Source organism: bacterium, from assembly GCA_004322275.1.
In the GTDB taxonomy this organism is placed as follows: Bacteria; Desulfobacterota; Deferrisomatia; order Deferrisomatales; family BM512; genus SCTA01.
Genome location: SCTA01000041.1, coordinates 40622 through 65238, shown reverse-complemented (window position 1 = coordinate 65238; position 24617 = coordinate 40622). Strand labels below are relative to the sequence as shown.

Here is a 24617-nt window from a genome sequence, read left to right as displayed (position 1 = left end):
TTTTGTGAGTTTCAAAAAAGCGAACTGAATTGAACCTGCTTTTGCGCGGCCATCCGCCGCAGTTTCCTGATAGCGCCCTTTTCGATCTGGCGGATGCGCTCGCGGGTCACGTTGTGCAGGCATCCTATCTCTTCGAGGGTCATGGGCTCCTCTTCGCCGAAGCCGTAGCGCAGTTCCAGTATCTCCTGCTCCCTTGGGCGAAGCTTTTCCACCCACTCGGAAAGCAGCGCCACCATCTCCATGTGCTGGAGCACCTCGGCGGGGTGGGGATTCTGGCTGTCCTCCAGAGTGTCGTGGAGGTTGAAATCACCCTCTTCCCCGAGGGGCTGGTCGAGGCTGAAAGTCCTTCTTACCAGCCCGAGAAGCCTTCTGACGCGCTCCACGGGGACTTCGAGGGCTGCGGCTACGTCGGCGTCGCGGGGATCGACCCCTTCCTTCCGCCGCAGGGTTTCGGTTGTCCGTATCAGGCGATCTAGGTCTTCGGCGACGTGAACCGGCAGCCGGACCGTTCCCGCGTGGTTGACGAGGGCGCGCTCGATCGACTGTCTCACCCACCAGGTCGCGTAGGTGGAGAACCTGCAACCCTTGTCGGGGAGGAATTTTTCAACGGCGCGGATGAGGCCGAGGTTGCCTTCCTCGATAAGGTCCAGAAGGGGGAGGCCGCGGTTGGAGTATCTGCGGGCGAGGTTGACGACGAGGCGAAGGTTTGCCTCGATGAGCCTGCTTCTGGCCGTTTCATCCCCCGAGGACATGGCAAGCGCGAGGCTGCGCTCCTCTTCGGCCGAAAGGAGCTCGATGGCGCGAATTTCCGAAAGATAAAGGGTTATCGCGCTTCCGGCGACCTTTTTCGGCCTGTTGCCGTCAAACGCGGCGTCCTTTGATTCCTCGTGAGAAGTCGAAGGTTTCCGGACGACGTTTTCGTTTTCCATCTCGCCCCTTCTACCTGCCAAATTTAAGCGCCCCTGGTCAATTTTTTATGGTAAACGCATGACTAGCGGGCGGGCAAGTATAAAAGGGGGTCAACGGCGCCTATTCCCTTGCGCACCTCGAAGTGAAGGTAGTCTCCGGAGGAGCCCAGAACCTGGCCGGCGGAGATTTTCTCCCCCGTTTTGACTATGAGAGCCGACATGTTGGAATAGACCGTGTAGAATTCGCCCCCGTGGTCGAGTATGACCATCGTTCCGTAAGCCCTTGCCGGAAGCCCGGCGTAATTCACCTGCCCTCCGGCGGAGGCTTTGACCCTCTCGCCGCCCCTGGCGGCTATGTCGATTCCCTTGCCGCCCCCTTCGCCGTATCCGCGCACGACCGCGCCGGCAAGAGGCCAAAGCAGCCTCGCCGAAGAGGGTTTGGATGCAGCCGTTTCAGGTTTTTCCGCGGGCTTTTGTTTCGCTGGCGGGGGAGCCGGGACAATCGCCGGGGGCGATGCTCCTGCCGGTTTTTCAGCCTTTACGGGTTTTTTCTCAGCCGGGGCGATCTTTTCTGGCGCGGCGGGGATTTTCTTTTTCGCGGCCTTTGCCAGAGGTGGGGAATCACCGGGAGCGGGAAGAAATATCGTGTCTCCCTCGCTTACCCTGTCGGCTGGGCCGAGGTAGTTCATCTCGCGTATCTCACTCGCGCTCAGCCCCCTTGCGGCGGCGATTGACTCTATGGTCTCGCCCCGCGCGACGTGGTGGCGCTCTCCGTAGGTCATCGCGCAGGACGACAGGAAAAGAGCGAGCAAAAGGAGTAGAAGCCCTCTTCTCATCGGCCCCTCGCTCCTTCCACCAGCGGCACAAACCTGCAGGTTTCGAGGGTTTTTTGCTCCCACTGGTCCTCGCCGAGCCGCGTGACGACCGTCAGAACCTGTCTTTCTCCCGATTCCACGGGGATGACGAGCCTGCCGCCGACGGCGAGCTGGAGGAGGAGGGGCTCGGGAAGCTTCGCGGCGGCGGCGGTTACGATTATCTTGTCGAAGGGGGCGTGTTCGCTCCACCCCTTAGAGCCGTCGCCGGAGCGTATGTTGACTCCGAAGATGCGGAGCCGGTTCATCATTTGCCTTGACCGTATCGCCAGCGCTCCAACCCTCTCCACCGAATAGACAGACTTGCAAAGAAGGCCCAGTACGGCGAGCTGAAAACCGGAGCCGGTGCCTATTTCCAGTATCCTGTCGGACTCGGCCGGGTCGAGAAGGTCGGTCATGCGAAGGACGGTGGAAATTTTTGAGATGGTCTGGCCGTAGCCAATGGGAAGCGCGTCGTCGGAGTAGGCGCGAAGGGTGAGCGCCTCCTCGACGAAGAGGTGCCTGGGTATCTGACCCACCGCCTCGATGACTCTTTTGTTGGTTATTCCGAGGGACGCCGCAATAGACTGCGCGAGCCGCCCCATTTTCGCCCTATGGATCAGTTTTTCACTCCTTTTGTCTTCAGTATCGCCCTTGCGGCCAGCATGCCCGAGGCCGAAGCCTGCATCAGCCCCCTGCTCACCCCGGCCCCGTCGCCCGCGCAGTAGAGGCCCTTTACCGGAGTTTCGAGATTTTCGTCGAGGGCTATCCTGCTCGAATAGAGCTTTACCTCGGCGCCGTAGAGGAAGGTGTCCTCTCCGCAGAGGCCGGGGCAGACCCTGTCGAGGGCCGTCATCATCTCGATGATATCCACGAGATGGCGATGAGGCAATGCAAAGGAGAGATCGCCCGGCGTCGCGTCTTCGAGGGTGGGAGAAAACCGGGCTTTTTTAATGCGTTCGGGGTTGGAGCGCTTGCCGGAGACGAGGTCCGCATAGCGCTGGACAAGTATCCCCCCCGAGAGGAGATTCGCCAGCCGGGCTATGAATTTGCCGTAGGAGAGGGGGTCGTCGAAGGGCTCGGTGAAGCGCGTCGTCACCAGCAGGGCGAAGTTGGTCAGCCCTCCGTTGGCCCCGGCGTAACTGTGGCCGTTAACGGTGAGGCAATCCTCGTAAACCTCGTGGACCACCTCTCCCCCCGGGTTCATGCAGAAGGTGCGGACCTCGTCGCGAAAGGTGGGGGCGAGGTATCGGAGCTTCGCCTCGTAAAGTCCCGTAGTCATCGGGGCGGCGACCTCGTAGGGGCACTCGACGCGCACGCCTATGTCGACCGGATTCGGTTTCAGGGGGATTTTGAGTTTTTCGGCGACCGCTTTCATCCACCCCGCGCCCGATCTTCCCCCCGCTAGGATGACCGTGTCCGCCTTGAAAGTCTCCTTTCCCGCGCGAACCCCCCTCACCGCGCCCTTCTCCACGAGGACCTCCTCGCAGGGCAGGTTGAAGCGCACCGTGGCTATCTTCTTTATGTCCCGCTCCATGAGGGCCAGAACCTCCCGCGATTTGTCGGTTCCCATATGGCGAAGCGGGTTGTGGACGAGGGTGAGCCCCGCCGAAAGCGCGAGTTCGGAGAATTTGCGGCTCTCCTCCGGGTCTCCCCCGTAGACCTTTTCCGGGGCTCCGTAGGAGAGGTAGACCGAATCGACGCGCGACAAGAGCTCCTCGGTGACCCCTTCCGGTAATATCTCCGGCAAAAACCCCCCGACGCCGCTCGAAAGGGAGAGCTTGCCGTCGCTGAAGGCCCCCGCCCCGCCCCAGCCGTAGAGAAGGCGGCAGGGGTCGCAGCGAAAGCACTCCTTTCGGGTCTCGCGCCTCGGGCAGAGCCGGTGTTCGAGGGAAGGACCCATTTCGAGGAGGAGGACTTTCGCGCCGCCGAGGGCGAGCTCCCGCGCGGCGAAGATGCCCGCCGCCCCGGCTCCGGCGACTATCGCGTCGTACTTCAAAGGCTCCACTCCCCGAGCCGGTCGTAAAAACGTTCGTCGGTGAGGTCGGTGTGGAGGGGTGTGACCGAGACCTCTCCCCGAGCTATCGCCGCTATGTCGCTTTTCTCGTCCCCGTCCACGTAACCCAGCTCCGTCCCTCCGATCCAGTAGTATTCGCCGCCGCGGGGGTCGGTCTTTTTCACGATTCCGCTGCCGAAGATACGCCTTCCCTGTTTCGTTACCGTTATTCTTGCTTCTTCCCCGGCGGGGAGGGAGCCCGGAACGTTTACGTTGAGGAAGGTCCTCTCCGGCAGCCCCTTTTCGAGGATGGACTGCGCAATTTTGAAGGCGACCCTTCCGGCGGGCGCAAAATCGTAGCCGCTTCTGGCGACCAGGGAGACGGCCATGGAAGGCACGCCGAGGAGAGCCCCTTCCATCGCCACCGCGAGGGTGCCGGAGTAGGTAAGATCGTCCCCGAGGTTTCCTCCGGCGTTTATACCCGCCACGAGAAGGCCGGGGGGGCGGGTGAGGACCGCGTGGACCCCGAGGTGGACGCAGTCGGTGGGAGTTCCGTCGACGAAGTACCAGTCCTCGCGCACGCGGGAGAGGCGAAGGGGGCGGTGGAGGGTGAGAGCGTGGGAAACCGCGCTTCGCTCCCTGTCGGGGGCGACCACTACAACCCTTCCGAGAGGGGAGAGGGCGTCGGCCAGCGCCAGAAGCCCCGGTGAGTGAATGCCGTCGTCGTTGCTGAGGAGAATGTCCAAAACGCCACCACCCTGAAAAGGTTGTTTCCCGTGCGAAACCCGTCCACTACAGTATGTAGCCCGGATGCGATAGTTTCAAGCGGCCGTCGCGGCATGGCCTGGTTTTCGTTTTTTCTTTGACGGTGTTTTTGTTTTTCTACATCATTTCCCGGACCGTTTTTTATCCGAAGCGAGGAGGGGGAAGATGTATCTGCGTGGCACGGGTATTTTCTCTTGCAAAAAGGGTTTCAAAAACACCTTTGCAATCCTTTTGTCTCTTTTGCTTTTGGCCGCCCTCTGCGGCTGCGCCCCCTACATAAGCGTAAGGCACGAGAACATCGAAAATTTCATCCCCGGCGGGAAGGTCTATCTGTTTTTGCCCACAGATCCGGCCATGGTGACTCCCAAGATCGAGAAGGTTTTTTCCCAACACTCGGTAGCACTTACGGCGAGCAAGCTCGACGCCAGCTACGAGCTTCGGGTTTCCTATCAGACCGGACGCTCGCACATCGACGAAATAGTTTATCTGAGCATGGATCTGTGCGATCTGTACGACGGCAGGGTCATTTACAGCGTCCGCAGCCGTCCAAACAGCTGGAGAAGCAAAAAAGTAATCGTAAAACTCGTAACGGACATGCTCGTAACCCTCACCGAGTCCAAGGAGAAGGCGGCCAAAATCCCCGCAGGGGAGATTAAAGCCGTCAAGGAAGAGGAACTTAAAAAGTATTACGACGAGAACAGCGAAGACCTGGACAAGATCGAAGGCATCTGGGTGGACCTTCGGGGAAACCACCGAATCGGGATAAAAAAAGACCCTTCTACCGGACTTCTGGTCGCAACGGTCATATCGAGCATCAAGGCAGGCTGGAAAAACGGCGATATAAAGGCCGAATTCGAGGTCTCGAATTCCCCCGGCATTTACGCTACGAAATATTTCTTGCCCGACAAGCGCGCGACGAACACGACAAGCATGACGACGGGAAACGGGGTCCTCGAAATTCCGGCCGTGACGGCCAGCGGGCAGGACTATTCCATGACGCTCCACAAGGTTTACCCCGTACGGGACAGATTCCGCCGGATGGGCGAGAAAGGCACGGTCGATGACGCGCCTGTCCCTTCCGCCCCCTCAAAATACGATGACTTTATGGATGCGGTGGTGGCCGTGCGGAGCCGGTTCGGGCTCGGCACCGGCTTTTTTCTGACGCGCGAGGGGCTTTTGGTCACCAACGAGCACGTCATCTCCACCGACAAGACGGTCAGCCTCAAACTGCGCGACGGGCGGGTGCTGATAGGCGAGGTGCTGTCAAAAGACATGGACGCAGATCTCGCCCTCATCCGCGCGCCGAAGGGCGCGTATCCCTGGCTGACCCTGGCGGACCCCGTAGAGGGGACGGAGGGGACGGAGGTCATAGCCATCGGCACTCCGGCATTTCTCGGGTGGAGCTTTTCAAGAGGGATACTCAGCGGGCAGAGGATAAGCGAAGGAATAAACTACCTGCAGACCGATACCACCATAAACCCCGGAAACAGCGGCGGCCCCCTCATAGTCGAAGCGACGGGAAAGGTCCTGGGCGTCAACACCCTTTCAATGAGCCGCTACGACGGGCTTAATTTCGCGGTCTCGTCGAGGGAGATCGAAAGGCTCTTCGGCGCCGCTTTGAGAGCGCCCTGATCGGGCTGGCTGCCTGGATAACGGAGCCAGGAGGCTGTTTAAAAACGTCGCGAGAACCCCGGATTCAAGGAGACGCGCAGCGAGAAGCGAGGCATAACTGACTGTTAGGCGAGATTCGAGCGAGCACGCGACGCCGAAGGCGGGATTCGCAGCAGTTTTTAAACAGCCTCAGGCGGCCGGCTGGTTGCGGCGCTTAAGCGCCCAGCCGAAACCGGCGGCAAGAAGAAGGGTTACTGCGCCGCCGACGAGCCCCGCGGCGCTCGTCCCCGCCTCGGGAGAGAAACCGTTGTTCTTCGCTTCGCTTTCCTCCCCCCCGGATTCCTTGAATCCGTAGTCCGGAAGCAGAGCCGTCTTTTTCTGAATATCCTTAAGCGCGGCGTGAACGCCGTCCTCTTTCGCCTCTATCTCGCCCTTCCCCGTTATTTTCGCGATAGACCATTCGAGGCCGTCCGGGTTCGTCGAGGCGAACCACGAAAGGAGGCCTCCCGCCAGCAGCGCGAATAAACCCAGCCCGGCGAGGACTCTTTTCATGGATGCTCCTCCGGATTGATTGCCGGAGGCGGCGCGAAGGAGGATGTCGGGCTGCTCGCGCCAGACGAAGGTGACCACGGCGGCGGTGGCGAGCCCTTCGACTACGCCGATGGCGAGGTGGATCGGCAGCATGAGGAAGACGAAGGTGCCGAAGGGAAGTTCCGATACCCCTGACGCGACGGTCTCAAGCACGACCCCGAAAGCGCCGAGTTGCAGGCCGACAATCGACGAGATCATCGCCCCCGCCATTATGCGCCCCGAAGAGGGGGTTTTTCCGGCGACCCTTTTGTAGATGAGGGGGTAGCCGATGAAGCAGGGAAAAAAGCCGAGGTTCAGGATGTTGCAGCCAAGCGCCAGAAGGCCGCCGTCGGCGAAAAAGAGCGCCTGCACGGCCAGCACCGAGGCCATCACGATAAAAGCCGCGTAAGGCCCGAGAAGTATGGCGAGGATCATTCCGCCGCCGAGGTGGCCGCTGGAGCCCGCCGCCGGTATGGTGAAATTCAGCATCTGGGCGGCGAAGATGAAAGCGCCGAGAACCCCCATCAGGGGAACCTTGCGGTCGTCCATCTCTTCTCGCACCTTTTTGGCGCAGTAAAGGGTGGCTGCTGCTGTGGCGGCCCATACCGCGCCGCCAACGGCGGGAGATACGAGCGCATCGGCCATGTGCATGATTGTTCCTTCGGTAGCGGGCCGGTAAGACTGGATTAAAAATTCGTGTTACTGTATGGCTACAGGCTACATGCTTGTGCTATACTGACGCAATAGCAAAAATGTTACTTTCGTGTTACCCGGCTGATAAAAAGGTTTTGTCCGCAGCGGCGGATGCCGGGTTATCGAAAGCCGCGTCCAGGGAGGTTTATTTTTATGGCGCAGATTGTCAGGTTCGGCGTCTCCATCGAGGCGGGCCTTCTGGAGCGCTTCGACGAGCTCATTGAGCGAAAGGGCTACGTCAACCGCTCCGAAGCCGTGCGCGACCTCATCCGCAACACCCTCGTCGAGGATCAGTGGACCAGAAGCGATGAGGAGACCGTCGGCACCGTTACTTTGGTGTACGACCACCACACCCGCGATCTCTCGGACAAGCTTACCGAGCACCAGCACAGCTGGCACGACAAAATAATATCCGTGCTCCACGTCCATCTGGACGCCCACAACTGCCTCGAAGTGCTTGTGGTGCGGGGAAAGAGCGGCGAGGTGAGGAAGCTGGCCGACGCGCTCATCGGGACCAAGGGCGTAAAGCACGGGAAGCTGGTGACGACCACCACCGGCGAACACTTGGAGTAGCGCTCACTTGGCGAACATCGAAGCCGCCTTTTTAGATTTGGGCCGTCTTGACCGGCTGGCCTCCCAGGACACCGGAGTCCACCGGCTGGACCCGCGCGCCAAGATAATCACTTCGGCGGTCTTCATAATCTGCGTCGTCTCCTTTCCGAAGTACGAGCTTTCCGCCCTTTTGCCCTTCGTCCTCTATCCGCTCTGGCTCGCCGGAATCGGGCGTATCCCGCTGGGCTTCGTGCTGAAAAAACTCATCGCAGTAGCCCCCTTCGCCTTTCTGGTCGGAATCTGGAACCCCTTTCTGGACAAGAAGATACTTATGCACCTCGGAGAGGTTGGAGTCACCGGGGGGTGGCTTTCCTTCCTCTCTATAATGGCCCGCTTCGCGCTTACGGTGGGCACGGCCTTCATTCTCATAGCTGTCACCAGCTTTCAGGGACTTTGCCTGGGGCTCCAGCGGCTCGGGGTGCCGAAGGTCATGACTGTGCAGCTTCTCTTTTTGTACCGCTACCTCTTTGTCCTCGGCGGCGAGGCGATGCGGATGGCGCGGGCGCGCGCCCTTCGCACCTTCGGCGGGCGGGGGATGGGCCTTCGGGTCTTTTCCCACATCGTCGGCCACCTCCTCATGCGTACCCTCGACCGGGCGCAGCGAGTCTATCAGGCGATGCTGGCGCGCGGCTTCGACGGCGAGATACGGATAAAAAGAGAAATTACCTTCGGAGCGGCGGAAGCCGTCTTCACTGTCGGATGGACCGCGCTTTTTATTGCGCTGCGCTTCGTCAACCTTCCCAGACTCATCGGAACCCTGATAACCGGAAGCTGAAAATGAGCCACCATATAATTGAGGTCGTCGACCTCAAATATACCTACCCGGATTCAACCAAGGCCCTTCGAGGGGTGAGCTTCACCCTCACTCACGGCGAATCGGTAGCCCTCGTGGGGGCCAACGGGGCGGGCAAATCGACTCTCCTTCTCCACCTGAACGGTTTTCTGGCCCCGGTTGAGGGGGCGGTCCGCATAGGACACGTCCCGATTACGCCAAAGACTCTGGAGTCGGTGCGAAGGACTGTCGGCATGGTCTTTCAGGACCCTGACGATCAGCTCTTCATGCCCACGGTGGACGAGGACGTTTCTTTCGGTCCGCTGAATCTCGGGCTTCCGCCGGAGGAAGTGGAAAAGAGGGTGGTGGACGCCCTCGAACGGGTGGGCGCGCTGGCCCTCCGGGACCGCCCGCCGCACCGCCTTTCCGGCGGCGAGAAGAGGGCCGTCGCCATCGCCTCGGTGCTGGCGATGCGGCCTGACGTGCTGGTCATGGACGAGCCCAGCTCTAACCTTGACCCGCGTGCGCGCCGACGCCTGATAACGCTTCTCGGCTCCTTCCACCACACCAAGATAATAGCCACCCACGACCTCGACCTGGTCCTCGACCTTTGCGAGCGCACCATCGTCCTTCACGGGGGCGAGGTGCTGGCCGACGGCCCGACGAAGGATATTTTCGCGGATGAGGAACTGCTTGAAAGAAGCGGACTGGAGAAACCTCTGCGGATGCAGGTCTGCCCTTCCTGACGGGCTTGCCGCCCGACGGCTTCGGCTTTTGCCGCGGGGCTTCGTCGCTACTCGCTCGCGCTCCTTGCCGTAGCCACGCTACTGTCTTCGTCGCGCTCGCTGCGGGCTCCTCGCCCGGCGGCAAAATCCTGCGCCGTATGTTAGACCCTTCAATCAGGGTATTTTCCCAGCTAAAAAATTCATGAAAATAAAAAAGGGCTGCGGAAAACCGCAGCCCTTTTCTTTCAGTTCCCCTTAACTTTTAGAAGCCGAGGGCTTTGAGGAAGCAGCCGCCTCCTCCTCCTCCTCCGGAGCTTTTGGGTTTCACGGTCTTTACGTCGGTCCTGAAGATTTTGACCTCTCCCGTTACCCTGTCAACGACGGCTATATCGAGGTAGTTGTCGTTGTCTACGTCGCCCGCCGAAAGGGATGAGGGGTCTCCCCCGACGTTCTTGACAAGCACGGCGTCGAAACCGCCCGTCCCTGTGCCCAGAAGGACTCTCACCATCGATTCGGTTTCTTCCAGAACCGCCAGGTCCATATAGGTGTCGTTGTTGAAGTCGTCGGCGATGACCTCGGAGGGGGTGCCCTCGGAGATGTAGGTCGCGGCCAGCTCCAGAGTGCTGGAACCGTTGTCCCAGAGGAGTATGTTTATCTCGCCGGTCGCTCCGCCGGTGGTCGCCACGTCCATCTTCTGGTCGTTGTTGAAATCTCCGGTGGCCAGATAGCCGCTGCTGCCGGTAGCCGCCTCGACCGTTATGGTCTCGGCGAAAGTAGTGTCGCCGGCGTTGATGTTCGCGGTAACGGTATCGGCTGCGGTGTTCGCGACAACGATGTCCGCGTCGCCGTCGCCGTTTACGTCGGCGATAACCGGCGGACCGGGATTTTCGGCCGGGATCGTGAGCAGGTTCGATAGCTGGTAGCCGGACCCGTCGCTGGATGATTCGTAGACCTCCACGTCAGCCGGACCGGCTCCGGCGGCGGCCACGTCGTCGTCGCCGTCGCCGTCGATGTCTCCGACCGCCGGGGGGAGGGGGGCGACGTCGCTGGAGGCATCGACCACCGGGTCTTCAAAACCGGTCGCACCGCCCAGCAGGGAGGAGAGCTGATAGGAACCCCCGGGATCGACCGCTCCCGCCGCCCTTCCGCTTCTGGGAGAAACCCCGCCGGTGTCCACGACGATTATCAGGTCAAGTCTGCCGTCGTTGTTCAGATCGCCTGCGGACAGGGTGACCGCAATGCCGCCTGCGCTGTAAGTCACAGGAGAAGCGACGAAGCCTCCGAGGCCGTCGCCGACGAACATGTACACCTGGTCGCTTTCGCCGTCCACCGCGACAAGGTCGGGGATGCCGTCGCCGTTGAAATCGCCGATGAGGGCGGCAAGCGCCTTCAAAAGGGGGTTGTCAGGGTCGAGGGAGATCGGATCGTCCGCATTCAGGACAAGCTCGTCGGTGGGGGTTTCCACTGCCTCCACGGTGACGCTGACAACGGCGACCCCGCTTGCCCCGTGCGAGTCGGTCACAGTTATCGAGAACTGGTCGCTTCCCCGGAAGCCCGCGTTGGGTATGTAAGTGACTTCGCCGCCGTCCGCGACCGAAACAGTGCCGTTTTCAGGGCTCCCGGAGAGGGCGAAAGTGTGGGTGTCTTCCGCGTCGGCGTCGCCCGGATCGATGGTAAAGGTCGCGGCCAGGTCCTGATTGGTGGTTATGGATTTGGCCGGAGGAGCCGGGGCGTGGTTGAGGTTTTCGACGGTGACGGTGACGAGGTCGAAGGTGTAGAGGCCGCCGTTGTCGTAAACCGTGAGGGCGAAGGTGAGGACAACGGGTGCCGTCGCTGCCTGCGGCGCGGTGAAGGTCATGGACGAGGTGTTTGCTCCCGTCATCGTCACCGTAGGCCCGGAGTCCTGTACCCACAGCCAGGAAACGATGGTCCCGTCGGGGTCGGAGGAACCCGCTCCGCTGAGAGTCACCGAAGCGCCCTCCTGGACTGACCTGTCGGCCCCGGCGTTCGCCACCGGCGGGAGGTTCCCTGAGGCAATGTTCTGCACGATGACCGCGATGGTAGAGGCGCCGGTAGCTCCTTCGGGATCGGCGACGGTAAGCCGGTAAGTAAGGGTAGCGCCGCCAGCGGCTACCTCGGGAGCGGTGAAGCACACCATAGGCTGGTCCATGCCGCCGACGTAGACGGGGGTGATTCCGCTCAGCAGTTCCCAGGCGTAAGTGAGGGATCCAAACTCCGGGTCGGCGGAATTGACGCCGTAGAGGCAGGCAAGGTCCCCTTCGGTGAAGGTTATCGAGGCTGCGCCGTCCTCGATGATCGCCACCGGCGGCTGGTTTACGTTGACGACCGTGAGGACAACTTCGTCGGAGCTGGTAAAGCCCTGAGCGTCGGTGACGGTAAAGCTGAAGGTTAACACGAGGTTCTCAAGGTAGACCGTCGAGGGGGCGGTAAAGGAGGCGTTGGCGGTGTCGGCGCCGTTTATTGTCGCGACGAGGGGCCCCCCGGTCTGCTCCCAGAGAAAAGTCGTCACGTCGTTGTCGGGATCGGTATAACCGCCGGTCAGATCGACGGTAGAGCTTTCGTTTACGTTTCGATCCGCCCCGGCGTTCGCGGAGGGAACGGCGTAAGCGGTGCGGTAGTCGATGGAAACCGAGTCGATAAGAGGCGAATAGACCGGCACGCCGCTTGAGAGCCTCGCCAGCCATTTGATGGTGCTGTTTTCGGCCGGAAAGACAAACTCGTGACCCGGCACGACCCTGTACAGCTTGCTCCCGTCGTTGGAGAGGTAAAATTCCACTTCGCTTCCCGCGAGCACGGACCCCGAGAAGTTCAGGGTGGCCGCCGCGACGCTGAGACCGGCATCTACCGGCGAGGATTCAGCGTAGGCCGGCGAGACGAAGGCCGGGCCGAAGAGCTTTGTGGGAGTGGCGGAGGTGTTGGCCGCCAGAATTTCCTTTATGCCGTCGGAATTGAAGTCATGGGTTGCGGTTCTCGTAAACGCTTCCGGCGAGGTTGACACCTCAACGCCCTGCGTGCCCCCGTAGAGGCCGTAGAAGGGATCGTAAGAGCCGTTGTTCAGGTAGACAAGGAGCACGTTGTCGAAGGAAGACACCACAAGGTCGGGATAACCGTCGTTGTTTACGTCCGCAAGCTCGATCATGCCTCCCTGCGGGTCCGTGGAGATGGAAACGGGGGTCCCGGTAACCATGTAAAAGGGATCGGAGGTGCCGTTGTTCAGGTACAGAAGAGCCTGGCTGGACCTTTTGCCGGCGACGACGTCCAGATCGCCGTCCCTGTCCACGTCTCCGACCGCCAGGTCCACTACTGAGGCTGTATCGGTTCCTATATAGAGAGGAGAAGCTGCGCCGAAGGGGTCGGCCCCGCCCTGATTGAGGTAAAGGCTTACGGGAACGGGGGTGCCTGCGGTGGGAGCGCGTCCGGCGGCGACAACGTCCATAAGGCCGTCGCCGTTCATGTCGCCGAGGGCCACGCTGGTGTAAAAATACGGCTCCGCCCCGACGTTAAGCGCCGTCACCGAGGCGAAGGGCGCAGAGGTGCCGTTGTTTATGTAGACCTTGTTCTGCTGGCCGGTGTAGGTCATGGTGAAGGTGACCGTATCCAGCTGTGCCTTGCCGTTGGCGGTTACGAGATCGGGATAGCCGTCGCCGTTGAGGTCGCCCGCGGCTATGTCGTTTGTCGAATCGTTCAGGTCGCCTACCTGCTCCGACAGGCTGAAAAAACCGGTTGCCTGTCCGCCGTTCAGATATAGCTTTTTTGCCGCTCCGGGAGCCGAGTCAAGCGGCCCAACGGTACTGCCGGTTACCAGATCGAGATCGCCGTCGCCATCGAAATCCGCGAGCGCGGGCACGGGATTGAAATCTCCTCCGCCGAAGAAAAAACCCGAAGCGCTGGCGAAGGGGGTTTCGCTTCCGTTGTTTATAAAAAGAAGAGCGACCTCGTCACTGTTTCCCTCTACGAAATCGAGGTCGCCGTCGCCGTCAACGTCTCCCACCGCAAGAGACCATGTGTTTCTTTCAAGCGAGCCTATGGCTACCGGAGAGTAGTTGGGCACGCCGTAAATCCCCGACTGATTCCTGGCCAGAGAAGTCGCCTCGGTAGGGAAAGCGGCAAGAATATCCGGGTAGGCGTCCCCGGTGAAATCGTCCGCGAGAAGCGCGTTGACTGCCGAAAGTCCGGTGCCCGCGATATAGTAGGGGGTGGTGTCGAGGAAATAGCTTCCGCCGGATTGGCCGAAGAATACCTTTAACTCCCCCCCCTGGGTGCCGACAACCACATCCTGGCGTTTGTCCAGATTGAAATTGGCTAATGCGATGGCGGTTGCCTGTAACGGCGTCGAGCCGATATTTGACGGGCCGGTCAAAACGCCGGACGGGTCGGCGATATAGTAAACGGGGATGGCTCCGTTGAACCCGAAAACTATCAGGTCGAAGCCGGTAGGAAGGTCTTTGGCGGCTACGGCGGTTGTGCCGGCCGCTCCCACCGACATGGCGGAAAACGCGAGGCCGCCGTTGTTTTGCAGGATGAAAGTGCTGCCCGTGTCGGCAAAAACAAGATCGGGGTCGCCGTCGTTCTGGTAGTCGAAGACCGCGAGAGCGCTGGAATTTACGGTTATGCCGGTGTCGGAGAGAACAAAGGAGCCGAGGCCGTTGTTCAGCCAGAGCTTTGCCGAATCACCCATACCCACAGTCACAACGTCGTTGTCGCCGTCGCCGTCGAAATCTCCCGCTCCGATTCCGGTAAGCGCCGCCGGCATCGGCTGGTCGCTAAACCACAGCGTCGCCACGTAGAAGGGATCGGAAGAGGCGTTGTTGAGAGCGACCGTGAAGGGTGTGCCGGGGCGCGCGCCGACCACGTCCGGCCTGCCGTCGCCGTTGAAATCGGCCACGGCGACCCTCGCCAGCCCCGTTCCGGGAGCCGGAGCGGGAGAGGCGGGGTTGAAGTAGCCAAAGCCCGTATTGAGCCATACCTTGTAAGCGCCGTCGACGCTGGCCTCGACGTAATCCTTCTTTCCGTCGCCGTTGAAGTCGGCCTTCGCCAGTCCCTGTACTTCCGCCGCAAAGACAGAAGTGGGGCTGAGATAGCCGTCAAAGGGATTGGGGGTTCCGGAGTTGTCGAAATAGTTGTGCTCGCCGGAAAAGCTCCCCGCGAAAAGTTCGAGGAGGCCGTCGTTGTCGGGGTCGGCCATCGCGACGGCGTATTGCGGCGTTCCGAAGTTTGAGCCGATTTGCATTCCATAAAAGGACTGGCCTCGGCTTTCGTTTGTATAGAGGCGCGGGCCGTAGCCGTTGACGTCGGAAAAGACGAGGTCGATGTCTCCGTCGTTGTCAACGTCGCCGAGGGCCACCCCGGCCGCGAAAGGGCCGCCTTCATCTATGTTGAGGGTCGTAAAGTCCGGCAGGGAGCCGGTATTGAAAAAGATAATTGGGGAACCGCTGAAGACACCGTAGACGAGATCGAGGTTGCCGTCGCCGTCGATGTCGCCCATTCCGACGACCGAATAGTTTCCAAGCGGGGCGGTGAGCATCGGCAAGACCGCGAAAGAGCCGCCGCCGTTGTTTACATATACTTCGTTGTAGCTGCCGTTGAGGGTATAGGCGGCGGTGGCGATGTCGGGGTCTCCGTCGCCGTCGAGGTCGCCGGACGCGATTGCGTTTATTTCGGGCATGGCGCTTATCAAAGCTCCGACGCCGGTGAAGGGCGCGGCGGAGCCGTCGTTGAGATATATCCAGGTTCCGCTGGCGTAGGAGGAAATCACGAGGTCGAGTTTCCCGTCGCCGTCGAAGTCGGAAAGGAGGGTATCGTTGCTCTCCGAGGTTAAATCGACGGCTATCGGTATGGCGGTGAAAACCCCGGTTCCGTCGTTAAGGTAGAGGCGGTTCTTGCCTCCGGTGTCGTAGTTGGCCACAACGAGGTCGTTGTCCCCGTCGCCGTCCACGTCCCCCGCCGAGATCGACATGCTCATGTAAACGTCGGAGCTTATCGGGGTCTCAGTGGAGTAGGAGCCGCCGTACCTGTACATGACCGGGGGAAAGCCCTGATTGGCCACGGCCAGATCGAGGTCGCCGTCGCCGTCAAGGTCGGAAAAGACCGCGTCTCTGCCGAAATTGGTCGAGGGCGCGCCGAGAAGGGCCGGAACCGAATCATAGCTGAAAGGGTTGAACACCCTCCTCGCGCTCCCGAGCGAAAGAGCGCCGGAGCCGGTGTTCCAGTTCGCCGTAGCCCCGGCCTTGCCCAGCACACCTGAAAAATCCTCGGTAATGTTCCCGAAGGTCGCGGCAAAAGCCGGGACGGGCAGAAAGACGAGGCCGAAAACCGGCAGAGCGAGAACGACGGGAAGAAATCTCTTCATGCGACTTTTCATCTCATACCCTCCGAAGCTTAACCGCGACTCTACCGGGTAAAGCGCGGTTTTCGCTTTTGCGGCGAAAAGAATACCGGAAAAAGTCTCTCCATTTTGCATTGTAAAACAATATTTCACCGGGTACTAGGGTGCATCTGGGAGCGGAAAATTCCCCGCCCCTTAATATTTCGAGGCAAGGGGATATTATTCCGTCTTTCCGGGGAGTTGAGCGGAAAAAATAAAAGGTGGGAAATGAAAAAAAGCGGCGCTCCCGCCGGGGAGGCCGCTGTTTTATCCTCGATTATGAAAGCTACTTGCCGCCGGTTTTCCCGTCGTCGTCGAAGAGCAGCAGGTCAACGCCTCCGTCCGCTCTCTTCGAGCCCCGGAGAAGCTCCATGTGGCGAAGGACGCTGAACACTTTCTGAATCTCGTTTTGACCCAGCGAAAGGGACTCTTTTGCTTCCTCGACGGAAACCCTCCGGCGCTTTTTAACGAGCTCGTAAAGCTCCTTCTCCGGTCCCCGGAGGGTGCTTGCGGCGTCGGCTTTCGAGGTGAAAGAGCCTTTGGCCAGCTTGACCGCCCAGGGGTCGCAGGCCTTGGCCGGAGAGAGGAGGTCCATCGCGCAGTCTTCGCAGACCCGAAGAGCGCCGTGCGAAAGTTCTTCTCCGGGGGCTATCGTGTTGTTGCAGCGCTCGCAGATCATCTTTTACCTCCGTTCTCCAGGGCGTTTCTCAAGGTTTTCAGATTCGTCTCCGTTCCCATGTAAAAGCCCAGAACGAGGGGGCGCAGCTTAAGCTCTTCAGGCGGGAGCGCTTCCCCGGCTTGCGAGAGACGCTCGCCCGCAGTGTAATAGTCGAGAAGGGAAGCCGGGTGAGCGCGCCGGACGTTTTTCCAGATATCGACGGCTTCGGCGACGGTCTCGGGCGAGAGCCAGAGCCAGTTGCCGACGAGAATCCTGGCGGTGGGGACGAGCCTCGAATCCTTGTGGCGGGAAAGGAACTCTTCGATTTTCGCCGGTTCTCCCCGGATCCCCGCCGTGAGGATGAAATCCGCCCAGACGGCGGGAGGGGTTCCCGGAAATTTTTCAAGCAGCGCTGTGAGCGCGCTTTTTTCGTAAGGTTCGCCTTCCGCCGAGGGGGCCGTGGAGAGGACGAAAAGCTCGAAGGGGGTCTTGTCTTCTTTCGCCTTCAGTTCCGAATGAATTTGCCTCAAAAGTTTAAGTTCTTTTTCCAGCCTTCCGCCCTTGAGTGGGGGGTCTTTCTTTTTAAGAGCGCAGGAGTACCAAGCGCTGGCGACGAGTTCTTCGTTTACGTGAAAGAGCGCGGTGTCGGCGTGGCCGGAAAAGAGTTTTTCGGCGTCCGCGAGCGCCGCGCAGTAATCGCCGCTTTTATTGCCGTCACGGACTGACTGCAGCAACTCTTCGGGTTCGCCGATTCCTGGAATCGCCCCGGCGGCTGCCGGGAGGGGCAGAGTCAGAAGGAGAAGAAACATCAATGAAAAAACTGAAAACCCGTAGTTATAACCAGTTTGCCGACCCTTGCCTTCAAGGGGTTTCACCCCTTGACCCCGGCCCCATTTCTTTTGAGCGCCCAGAAGAAATGGGGGAAAGAAAAGGCGCACCCCTGTGGCAGGGGAAGCGTTGCGAGAAGCCCCGGTTTCAAGGAGACGCGCAGCGAGAAGCGAGACATAACCGGGTGTTAGGCGAGCTTCGAGCGAGCACGCGACACAGAAAACGGGGCTCACAGCCGCTTCCCTAGTAGAGGAACATCGGGAGCCCGACGGCGGTCCTTATCCGGGGCAGGTAGTTTTCCCTGTCGTAGAGGGTATCGACATCGACGGTCTTGGAGCCCATCAGGGGCATGTCGGCCTGTACGTGGGTGTACTTGCCGCCCTGCAGAGCGACCATCCGGCCGAATTCCTTTCTGGAGATCAGGTCCATCGCCGAATTGCCGTAGTTCTTCGCAACCATCAGGTCAAGCGCGTCGGGCGGGCCGGAGCGCATGAGGTAGCCGAGCGTCTGGAACATAGTCTTTTCGCCGGTGACCTCTTCTATCTTCTTTGAGAGCTGCTGGCCGATGCCGCCCAGCTTCTTGTGGCCGAAGGCGTCGGCCTCGCCCGTCTGGTGAATGTCCCCGCCCTCGGGAAGAGCGCCCTCGGAGATGGTGAGCATCGAGTAGTGCGAGGGGCAGGCCTTCTTGTCGCGCAGTATCAGCTCCGCCACCTTCTCGGGATTGAAGGGAACCTCGGGAATGAGCACCCGGTCGGCGGCGGCGAGGTAGCCCGCGATGAGGGAAGTCTCGCCGGAATAGCGGCCGAAAAGCTCCACCACGCCGATGCGCTCGTGGGAGCCGGTGCAGGTGCGAAGCTGGTGGATGTATTTCACGGAGAGGCTTATCGAGGTGGAAAAACCGATGCAGTAGTCGGTGCCGAAGACGTCGTTGTCCATCGTCTTGGGTATGGAGACCATCGGATAGCCTTCGCGGTGGAGGCGGGAGGCGTAGCCGAGGGTATCTTCGCCGCCGATCGGGACCAGAACGTCTATCCCCATCCTTTCGAGCACCTTTTTGACGTGGAGGGTGCAGTCGATCTTCCCCCCCTCGCCGGGGCGCAGCAGGTCTTGCGATATGAAGGCGGGAACGCTCTTGGGTGCGACGCCCCAGGGGTTTACGCGGGCGGTGTGGAGAAAGGTTCCGCCGTTGCGCTCCACCGTGCGCGTATTGTCGAGGTTCAGCTCAAGGGTGAATTCCCTGACGCTCTCCGGGTCGTCGGGATTGAGGTGGAGTAGCCCCATCCAGCCCCGGCGAAACCCAAGAACGGTGTGGCCCTCCGCCATCGCGCGGGTTACTACGGCTCTTATCGCGGGATTTAGACCCGGAACGTCTCCGCCGCCGGTTAGTATTCCTATACGCATTTTGTGACTCCTTTATTTTAAATTAAGTGATTGCCTTAAACAGTCTACGGCTTCGGCTTTTGACGCGGGTCGTCGTCGCTACTCGGTAGCGCTCCTCGACGTAGTCACGCTACTGTCTTCGTCGCGCTCCCTGCGGGCTCCTCGCCCGGCGTCAAAATCCTTTGCCGTCAATAAAAATCTTTCGCGATTTTCGTTGCCGGAAGCACTTTTAGCAACGTTTATCCGAAACCTCACAACGAGTATATTCAGCCGGATAACATATTCAAGGCGTCTATTCCGTTCGTATCGCTCTCACCGGGTCCATGCGCGAGGCCTGCCAGGAGGGATAGAGGGTCGCCAGCCAGCAGAGGGCTATCGCGGCGATCGAAAATACGGCGGTGGAGATTACCTCGGGCTCCATCGGCAAACTGTCGAAGAGGTAGATGTCGCTGGGAATCTTCACGAACTGGAAGGTGTTCTGCATGTAGCAGACAAATATTCCCAGCGCGGCCCCGAAGAGCGCCCCGGCGGAGCCTATTATCAGCCCCTGAATCGCAAAAATGCGCCGTATCGTGGTGTTTTTCGCGCCCATCGCCTTAAGTATCCCTATCTCCCGCGTCTTCTCGATTACCACCATGATGAGAGTGGCGGCGACGTTGAAGGCCGCGACGATGACTATGAGGCCCAGTATCAGCGAGAGCACCGCCTTCTGGAGGGCCAGCGCGCTGAAGATGTTGCGGTTCATCCTCTTCCAGTCGCCCACCCACCAGCGCTGCCCGAGAACGTTGCGGAGCGTCTCCGCCACCTCCGGGGCCTTGTCGATGTCGTCCACCCGTATGTCGAGGGCCGAGACCGCGCCGTTCATCCCCAGAAGATCGTCGGCGTTTTTGAGGGAGAGGAAGGCGAAGGTAGAATCGAAATCGTACATACCCGAATTGAAGACTCCGCCCACCAGAAAGAGGCGTGAACGGGGGGTCTCCCCGATGGGGATGGTCAGCCGCACCCTGTCTCCCGCCTTGACCCCGAGTTCGGTCGCCAGCTCCCTTCCGATAAGCACCGCCGGGGCCTCGCCGCCGAGGGAACTGGCCGAGCCCTCGACCATTCCCTTGCCGACGACCTCCAGAAAGTCCGGGTCCGCCGGGTCGACGCCGCGAATCGCCGCGCCGGAATTGGATCCGCCCGAAGCGAGGAGCGCCTGCCCGAGGAGTATCGGCACCACCCTTTTGATTCCGGGAATCTCCCGGATGCGCCCGATAACCTCGCTGCCGCCGTCGGGAATTGGCCCGGAGAGGGCGTAGACCGAGACGTGGGCGTTCATCCCCACCAGCTTGTCACGCAGCTTGCCGGAATAGCCCGTCATCACCGCGTAAACCACGATGAGCGCCGCGACGCCGAGCGCCACGCCGCCGGTCGAAAGCCAGGTGATGAGGGAGATGAACTTCTCCGTGCGCTTTGTTCGCAGGTAGCGAAAGGCGATCCACGTTTCGAGGGTGTTTTTCATCCCGCAAATATAGCCGCAACGGGGGCGAAACCTCAACCTGCAAAGAAAAATAAAGGACGGGCTTGACAAGTTTTCGGGTAGTGCCGATGCTCTTTACGGGCAAATCCTAAATAAAAAGGAGAAGTAAGATGCAGGACCGGGCGGTAAAGATTGCGGCGGTTATGTTCATCGTCGGAGGGGCTTTCTGGGGGCTTTTCACGGCGAAGTCGATCCTCATACCGCTGGCGGTCGCCATAGTCGTGGGGTATCTGCTCGAAGCAATGGCCGACGCCCTGCGCAGCGCGCTGCCGCGAGGTCAAAGGGTGCCCCGGTGGGTCTTTCTCCTCGCCTCGCTGGCGCTGGCCGCCGTGGCGACGCTGGAGATCATAAACGCCATGACGATAAGCCTCTCCTCCGTCACCGAGGCCGCCCCCATTTATCAGGAAAACATCTACGCCATCATAAAATCCGGCGCCGGGTGGTTCGGCATGAAGGAAGCCCCGAGCCTGGACAAAATCCTCGCGGGGCTGAACGTGGAGGGTATGGTGGGGAGCATGGCGGGGCTGGTCGCCGAGATCGCCGGAGACCTCGGGCTGATAGTCGTCTACGTAATCTTCATGATCGTGGAGCGGCCCGCCTTTGAAGCCAAACTAAAGTCGCTGGTCCCGGAAGGACCGGGCAGGGAGCGCTCCACCGGGGTGATGGCGTCCATCAACGACCGCATACGAAAATACGTCCTCATAAAGACCTTCGCCAGCATCCTCGTGGGCGTCCTTTCCTACGGCGTCCTCTTCTTCGTCGGGGTGGATTTCCCCTTCTTCTGGTCCTTCCTCATCTTCCTCTTCAACTACATCCCCACCGTCGGCGCTCTCGCCGGAGTGGGGCTACCCTCCCTCCTCGCCCTCGTGCAGTTCGCTTCCCCCGGCCCCTTCCTGGCCGTGGTAATCGGACTCGTAGTGATACAGTTCCTGACCGGAAATCTGCTGGAGCCCAAGCTACTCGGGGCCTCGCTCAACATAAGCCCTCTCGTCGTGCTGCTCTCCCTCGCCGTCTGGGGGAAGCTCTGGGGGATAACCGGAATGTTCCTCTGCGTCCCGCTCACCGTCATCCTGATGATAATCTTCGCGGAGTTTCCCAAGACCCGTCCCGTCGCCGTGATGCTCTCGGCGGATGGGAATGTAGGGGGAAGGGGGTAGATTTCGTCATTCCCGCGAATGCGGGAAACCAGTGACTTTTGTGTGCTGCGCACGTTTACGGCTAGCGGGGCTTGGCGCGCCCCGCACCCTGGGTACTTCTTTTAGCGTGTAGGTCGTGCTTGAGGAACGAAAGCCGACAATACCTTAATTGTTTTAGCTATTTATGTAGGATGGGCTTTAGCCCATCGGTCTACGTCTGTGGGGCTCTGCCCCACTCCCCTTGGTACTTCTTTTAGAAAGAAGTACCCAAGAAATCGGCCCGGAAGGAGACGCTCGCTCTTCGAGCGACCGGTCGCTACGGCGGGGGCGTGAGGGGGCACCCGTTCGCTACGCTCACTAAGACCCCCCCGCCGCCCTTTCCGCCTCCGCTCCCTGCGTCACCTACGGGCCACGAAGAGGACGAAAGGATGGCTCGCACACGAGAAGGATTATTTGCTCTCGTGTGCTCGAAGGTAATTTGTTTATAGCTATTTGAGATATGTGCAGAAAATCTACCTTCGAGAACAAAAGCTCAAAAAGATTCGCTTTTGTTCGAGCCTTATTTTCGTTCCCCACGCCCTCCGGCGCCAGCGAGTGAGAGAGCGAGGGTGTTCCGAGCGCGCCATGAGCCCGTGGCGATTTGCGCGCTCGCCGAGCGATGAACGAGCGCTTTGGCGCAAAGGGGGCGCGCCTTTTCTTCCCACCGCTTCTTTTGGGCGCTCAAAAGAAGCGGTGTTGGGGCGCAGGGGCGAACAGCCCCGCAACTATATAATCACATTAATGTTTTGGCGTAGTTGGTGGGCCGAACCCACCTGCGCGGCTACATGGCTTGAGGCATGCATAGGATTTATATAATATGACCAAAGAAAAAATAGGCAAGGTTGCAGCCGCTGAAAGAAATCTTAAAACCGCTGTGAGACTTTTTTTTAGAAGAGAAGACCCTGTTTCTATATATTTGCTAATTCAATCTTCTTATGCGGTGATTAATGACATAGCGGGTAAAAGAGGCTTAACATTACAGCATTCATTTAATAATTATGTTAAGGAAGAATATATTAAAGAAATAGCTCGCAGCATAAATAGGCCTGCTAATTTTTGCAAGCATGCCGATAGCGACCATGATGGCGTTTTAGAGTTTAACCCCGATTTTATTCCTCAGTTTTTATATTTAACAATAGGGTTGTTTGCAGATATTGAAAGTAGGTTATTTCATGAGGGACTGGTGTTTCAGTGCTGGTATTGTTTAAAAAATCCACATTTCGTCAAAAATAAAAGTCTTAAATCTGCTATCGAGATTAGCAAACACAATAATATTAGTTCAGATGATTTTGATATATTTTTAATGTTATGCGACAGAAAATTTTATGATGAGCATTGTGTATAATTCATATAAATCCTTGTTATATGATACGTTGTGTTTAAGCCGTGTTGGATGCGTTAGGCGCAAGCCGTAACGCGCCACACGATTCCCTAATTAAAACAACTCGCTGCTTTCTGTAGCGCATACTCGCAAAAGGCCCGCGCCGAGGGTGGGAGTTCGCGCCTTCTGTGGCGGACGAGGTAGAATCTGCGTTCGATGGGCGCAAGCCCCGTTACTTCGATCTTCCTGAACAGCCCCGCTTCAAGTTCCTCCAAAGCCGAAATCCCCGACAGAAAAGATGCGCCTATCCCTGCGGCCACCGCCTTTTTGACGGCGGTGGTGGAGCCGAGTTCCGCGACCACTTCCATGGAATTCATCTCCAGCCCCGCCGCCTTGAGGGCGTTTTGCACGGTGAGCCGCGAGGCCGAGCCCTCCTCGCGCATGACGAGGGGTAGGGCGGCAAGCTCCTGCAAGGTGACGGTTTCGGGAAATTCGGCTTTCGCGGAGGCGTAGAGGCATATCCTGTCGTCCCAGATGGGGAAGAATTCGAGGTCGGGGTCTTCGACGCTGCCGCCGACGAGGCCGAGGTAGGCGTCTCCGCGCTGGATCGCCTCGATGGTCTCGCGGCTGTCGTGAATTTTCATCACTATGCGAAGGCTGGGGTGGGCTTTCTTGAAGTGGGCGATGCACACCGGGAGGAGGTATTCGCCGGGGACGTTGGAGGCGTGCAGTTCGAGGGTCCCGGAAAGCAGCCCCTTGTAGTCGGAGGCCTCTTCGAGGAGTTTTTTGCGCGCCGAGAGTATCTCCTTCGCCCTCGGGAGAAACCTTTTCCCCGCCTCGCTCAGCTCGACCCCTCGCGGCAGCCGGTTGAAGAGGGCGACGCCGAGCTCTTCCTCAAGCTCCCGGAGCTGGCCGCTGACGGTGGGCTGGGTGACGAGAAGGGTTTCGGCGGCCAGAGTCACGCTGCCCGTGCGGGCGGTTTCGACGAAGGCCTCCAGGTGGCGGAACATCATGTTATCACCTCGTTTACGGATTTGCCGCAAAGACGGTTGGAGATCGCCTCGGCGAGGAAGACCGTGGCCTCCTGATCGAGATATTCAAGTATGTTTTTGTCTACGAGGATTGTCGCCCTTGCGGGAAACTCCTCGGTCGCCTCCCAGTAGAGCAGCAGCAGCGAAATTCTCGGCAGCGGGGTCAGTCGCCAGACCCTGTCCGCCGAGCCCAGCTCGTCACGCACTCCCCCGAGTTCGCGGACGGCCTCGTCGAGCTTCTCCCCGTGGCCGGAGTAATGCCTGGCTATCTTCTCGCCGCAGCTCTCGAAGTTGGCCGATTTGCTGGTGGAGTTGGGAAGCTCCCTGAAGGAGACCCACTTCCCGGCCGGTTTTGCGCCGCTGGCGCGGGTGAGGTAGATGTAGAGGAAGACCTTTACCCAGACGCTCGGCGGCTCTCCCTTGAGCGCCTTCACGTCTTCGAGGCCGATCTCGTAGGAGCCGTCGAGGAAGGGGCAGACGAGGGAATCCCCCGCCTGGACGCAGCCGGAGTTTGCCGCCATGACCTGCAAATCGGCGGCGCGGAATTTTTTGCTGAGACTCACTACCGCCTGGTCGTGGGTGGGGTCTTTCTTGCCGCCCCCCCTGGCCCTGTCCTCGGCGATGAGAGTTTTCATCCTCTCAACCTCTCCGGCTGGGAGGTGGGGGCAGCTCGCGAGGTCCCACCCTTCGAGGTAGACCGAGATGGAGAAGGGGTAGCAGCCGCTCTTCTTGCACTCCCCGCAGTTGGTGCCGGGCAGGTCTTTTAAAATGTCGAGAACTTTGTAGGCCATTTAAATTCCCAGTGTTAGGTTTTGAC

Annotated in this window: 19 protein-coding genes; 6 read left to right on the top strand and 13 right to left on the bottom strand. The window is 59.7% G+C overall.

Going from position 1 to position 24617, the window contains the following annotated elements:
• Nucleotides 1-11: 11 nt before the first annotated feature.
• The 5 genes from EPN96_12555 to surE form a co-directional block, all read right to left on the bottom strand.
• Nucleotides 12-929, bottom strand: coding sequence for a sigma-70 family RNA polymerase sigma factor (locus tag EPN96_12555; GenBank protein ID TAL15588.1), 918 nt, complete (start codon nucleotides 927-929; stop codon nucleotides 12-14).
• A 62-nt stretch (nucleotides 930-991) separates the two neighbouring features.
• Nucleotides 992-1744 carry a LysM peptidoglycan-binding domain-containing protein gene (locus EPN96_12550; GenBank protein TAL15587.1) on the bottom strand — a complete coding sequence of 251 codons (753 nt, stop codon included), beginning with the start codon at nucleotides 1742-1744 and terminating at the stop codon, nucleotides 992-994.
• Nucleotides 1741-2364, bottom strand: a complete 624-nt coding sequence (locus tag EPN96_12545; GenBank protein ID TAL15586.1) for a protein-L-isoaspartate(D-aspartate) O-methyltransferase — start codon at nucleotides 2362-2364, stop codon at nucleotides 1741-1743. Before EPN96_12545 ends, EPN96_12550 begins: the two co-directional genes overlap by 4 nt.
• A gap of 14 nt (nucleotides 2365-2378) precedes the next feature.
• Nucleotides 2379-3767 (bottom strand): FAD-dependent oxidoreductase, encoded by a 1389-nt coding sequence (locus EPN96_12540; GenBank protein TAL15585.1) that lies wholly within the window; start codon nucleotides 3765-3767, stop codon nucleotides 2379-2381.
• The gene (gene surE / locus EPN96_12535) at nucleotides 3755-4501 is read right to left on the bottom strand and encodes a 5'/3'-nucleotidase SurE (protein ID TAL15584.1); all 747 of its coding nucleotides are present in this window, start codon (nucleotides 4499-4501) and stop codon (nucleotides 3755-3757) included. The genes EPN96_12540 and surE overlap by 13 nt, the downstream gene beginning before the upstream one ends.
• Nucleotides 4502-4685: 184 nt before the next feature.
• Here surE and EPN96_12530 point away from each other — a divergent pair, with 184 nt between their 5' ends.
• Nucleotides 4686-6152, top strand: coding sequence for a serine protease (locus EPN96_12530; protein ID TAL15583.1), 1467 nt, complete (start codon nucleotides 4686-4688; stop codon nucleotides 6150-6152).
• Between the two features lie 168 nt (nucleotides 6153-6320).
• Here the strand turns inward: EPN96_12530 and EPN96_12525 are convergent, their stop codons facing one another.
• Nucleotides 6321-7352, bottom strand: coding sequence for a cobalamin biosynthesis protein CbiM (locus tag EPN96_12525; protein ID TAL15582.1), 1032 nt, complete (start codon nucleotides 7350-7352; stop codon nucleotides 6321-6323).
• A 195-nt stretch (nucleotides 7353-7547) separates the two neighbouring features.
• Here EPN96_12525 and nikR point away from each other — a divergent pair, with 195 nt between their 5' ends.
• The 3 genes from nikR to EPN96_12510 are packed head-to-tail and all read left to right on the top strand — an operon-like array spanning nucleotide 7548 to nucleotide 9524.
• Nucleotides 7548-7967: a nickel-responsive transcriptional regulator NikR gene (gene nikR / locus EPN96_12520; GenBank protein ID TAL15581.1), complete on the top strand. Its 420-nt coding sequence runs from the start codon at nucleotides 7548-7550 to the stop codon at nucleotides 7965-7967.
• A gap of 7 nt (nucleotides 7968-7974) precedes the next feature.
• Nucleotides 7975-8781, top strand: coding sequence for a cobalt ECF transporter T component CbiQ (cbiQ, locus tag EPN96_12515; GenBank protein TAL15580.1), 807 nt, complete (start codon nucleotides 7975-7977; stop codon nucleotides 8779-8781).
• 2 nt (nucleotides 8782-8783) lie between these two features.
• Nucleotides 8784-9524 carry an ABC transporter ATP-binding protein gene (locus EPN96_12510; protein TAL15579.1) on the top strand — a complete coding sequence of 247 codons (741 nt, stop codon included), beginning with the start codon at nucleotides 8784-8786 and terminating at the stop codon, nucleotides 9522-9524.
• Nucleotides 9525-9765: 241 nt separating this feature from the next.
• Here the strand turns inward: EPN96_12510 and EPN96_12505 are convergent, their stop codons facing one another.
• From EPN96_12505 to EPN96_12485, 5 genes are all read right to left on the bottom strand, one after another.
• Nucleotides 9766-15984 (bottom strand): VCBS repeat-containing protein, encoded by a 6219-nt coding sequence (locus EPN96_12505; GenBank protein ID TAL15578.1) that lies wholly within the window; start codon nucleotides 15982-15984, stop codon nucleotides 9766-9768.
• 190 nt (nucleotides 15985-16174) lie between these two features.
• Nucleotides 16175-16567 carry a hypothetical protein gene (locus tag EPN96_12500; protein TAL15577.1) on the bottom strand — a complete coding sequence of 131 codons (393 nt, stop codon included), beginning with the start codon at nucleotides 16565-16567 and terminating at the stop codon, nucleotides 16175-16177.
• Nucleotides 16564-17355: a hypothetical protein gene (locus EPN96_12495; GenBank protein TAL15576.1), complete on the bottom strand. Its 792-nt coding sequence runs from the start codon at nucleotides 17353-17355 to the stop codon at nucleotides 16564-16566. Before EPN96_12495 ends, EPN96_12500 begins: the two co-directional genes overlap by 4 nt.
• Before the next feature lie 262 nt (nucleotides 17356-17617).
• Entirely contained in the window at nucleotides 17618-18775 is a 1158-nt protein-coding gene (locus tag EPN96_12490) for an ATP-dependent 6-phosphofructokinase (GenBank protein TAL15575.1), read from the bottom strand.
• A gap of 271 nt (nucleotides 18776-19046) precedes the next feature.
• Entirely contained in the window at nucleotides 19047-20255 is a 1209-nt protein-coding gene (locus EPN96_12485; protein TAL15574.1) for an FtsX-like permease family protein, read from the bottom strand.
• A 128-nt stretch (nucleotides 20256-20383) separates the two neighbouring features.
• On the opposite strand from EPN96_12485, the gene EPN96_12480 reads away from it, so the two are divergent.
• A complete protein-coding gene (locus EPN96_12480) occupies nucleotides 20384-21430 on the top strand; it encodes an AI-2E family transporter (protein ID TAL15573.1) in 1047 nt (348 codons plus the stop codon).
• Nucleotides 21431-22265: 835 nt separating this feature from the next.
• The gene (locus EPN96_12475) at nucleotides 22266-22793 is read left to right on the top strand and encodes a hypothetical protein (protein ID TAL15572.1); all 528 of its coding nucleotides are present in this window, start codon (nucleotides 22266-22268) and stop codon (nucleotides 22791-22793) included.
• Between the two features lie 86 nt (nucleotides 22794-22879).
• On the opposite strand, the gene EPN96_12470 is transcribed toward EPN96_12475, so the two are convergent.
• Together EPN96_12470 and EPN96_12465 are read right to left on the bottom strand one after the other, a co-directional pair.
• Nucleotides 22880-23782 carry a LysR family transcriptional regulator gene (locus EPN96_12470; protein TAL15571.1) on the bottom strand — a complete coding sequence of 301 codons (903 nt, stop codon included), beginning with the start codon at nucleotides 23780-23782 and terminating at the stop codon, nucleotides 22880-22882.
• Entirely contained in the window at nucleotides 23779-24591 is an 813-nt protein-coding gene (locus EPN96_12465; GenBank protein TAL15570.1) for a DUF3786 domain-containing protein, read from the bottom strand. Before EPN96_12465 ends, EPN96_12470 begins: the two co-directional genes overlap by 4 nt.
• Nucleotides 24592-24617 lie beyond the last annotated feature (26 nt).

Bases quoted from the DNA above. Each gene is read 5' to 3' on its own strand.
- EPN96_12555 (TAL15588.1), bottom strand. From the start codon at position 929: ATGGAAAACGAAAACGTCGTCCGGAAACCTTCGACTTCTCACGAGGAA.
- EPN96_12550 (TAL15587.1), bottom strand. From the start codon at position 1,744: ATGAGAAGAGGGCTTCTACTCCTTTTGCTCGCTCTTTTCCTGTCGTCC.
- EPN96_12545 (TAL15586.1), bottom strand. From the start codon at position 2,364: ATGGGGCGGCTCGCGCAGTCTATTGCGGCGTCCCTCGGAATAACCAAC.
- EPN96_12530 (TAL15583.1), top strand. From the start codon at position 4,686: ATGTATCTGCGTGGCACGGGTATTTTCTCTTGCAAAAAGGGTTTCAAA.
- EPN96_12525 (TAL15582.1), bottom strand. From the start codon at position 7,352: ATGCACATGGCCGATGCGCTCGTATCTCCCGCCGTTGGCGGCGCGGTA.
- nikR (TAL15581.1), top strand. From the start codon at position 7,548: ATGGCGCAGATTGTCAGGTTCGGCGTCTCCATCGAGGCGGGCCTTCTG.
- EPN96_12510 (TAL15579.1), top strand. From the start codon at position 8,784: ATGAGCCACCATATAATTGAGGTCGTCGACCTCAAATATACCTACCCG.
- EPN96_12505 (TAL15578.1), bottom strand. From the start codon at position 15,984: ATGCAAAATGGAGAGACTTTTTCCGGTATTCTTTTCGCCGCAAAAGCG.
- EPN96_12500 (TAL15577.1), bottom strand. From the start codon at position 16,567: ATGATCTGCGAGCGCTGCAACAACACGATAGCCCCCGGAGAAGAACTT.
- EPN96_12495 (TAL15576.1), bottom strand. From the start codon at position 17,355: ATGTTTCTTCTCCTTCTGACTCTGCCCCTCCCGGCAGCCGCCGGGGCG.
- EPN96_12490 (TAL15575.1), bottom strand. From the start codon at position 18,775: ATGCGTATAGGAATACTAACCGGCGGCGGAGACGTTCCGGGTCTAAAT.
- EPN96_12485 (TAL15574.1), bottom strand. From the start codon at position 20,255: ATGAAAAACACCCTCGAAACGTGGATCGCCTTTCGCTACCTGCGAACA.
- EPN96_12480 (TAL15573.1), top strand. From the start codon at position 20,384: ATGCAGGACCGGGCGGTAAAGATTGCGGCGGTTATGTTCATCGTCGGA.
- EPN96_12475 (TAL15572.1), top strand. From the start codon at position 22,266: ATGACCAAAGAAAAAATAGGCAAGGTTGCAGCCGCTGAAAGAAATCTT.
- EPN96_12470 (TAL15571.1), bottom strand. From the start codon at position 23,782: ATGATGTTCCGCCACCTGGAGGCCTTCGTCGAAACCGCCCGCACGGGC.
- EPN96_12465 (TAL15570.1), bottom strand. From the start codon at position 24,591: ATGGCCTACAAAGTTCTCGACATTTTAAAAGACCTGCCCGGCACCAAC.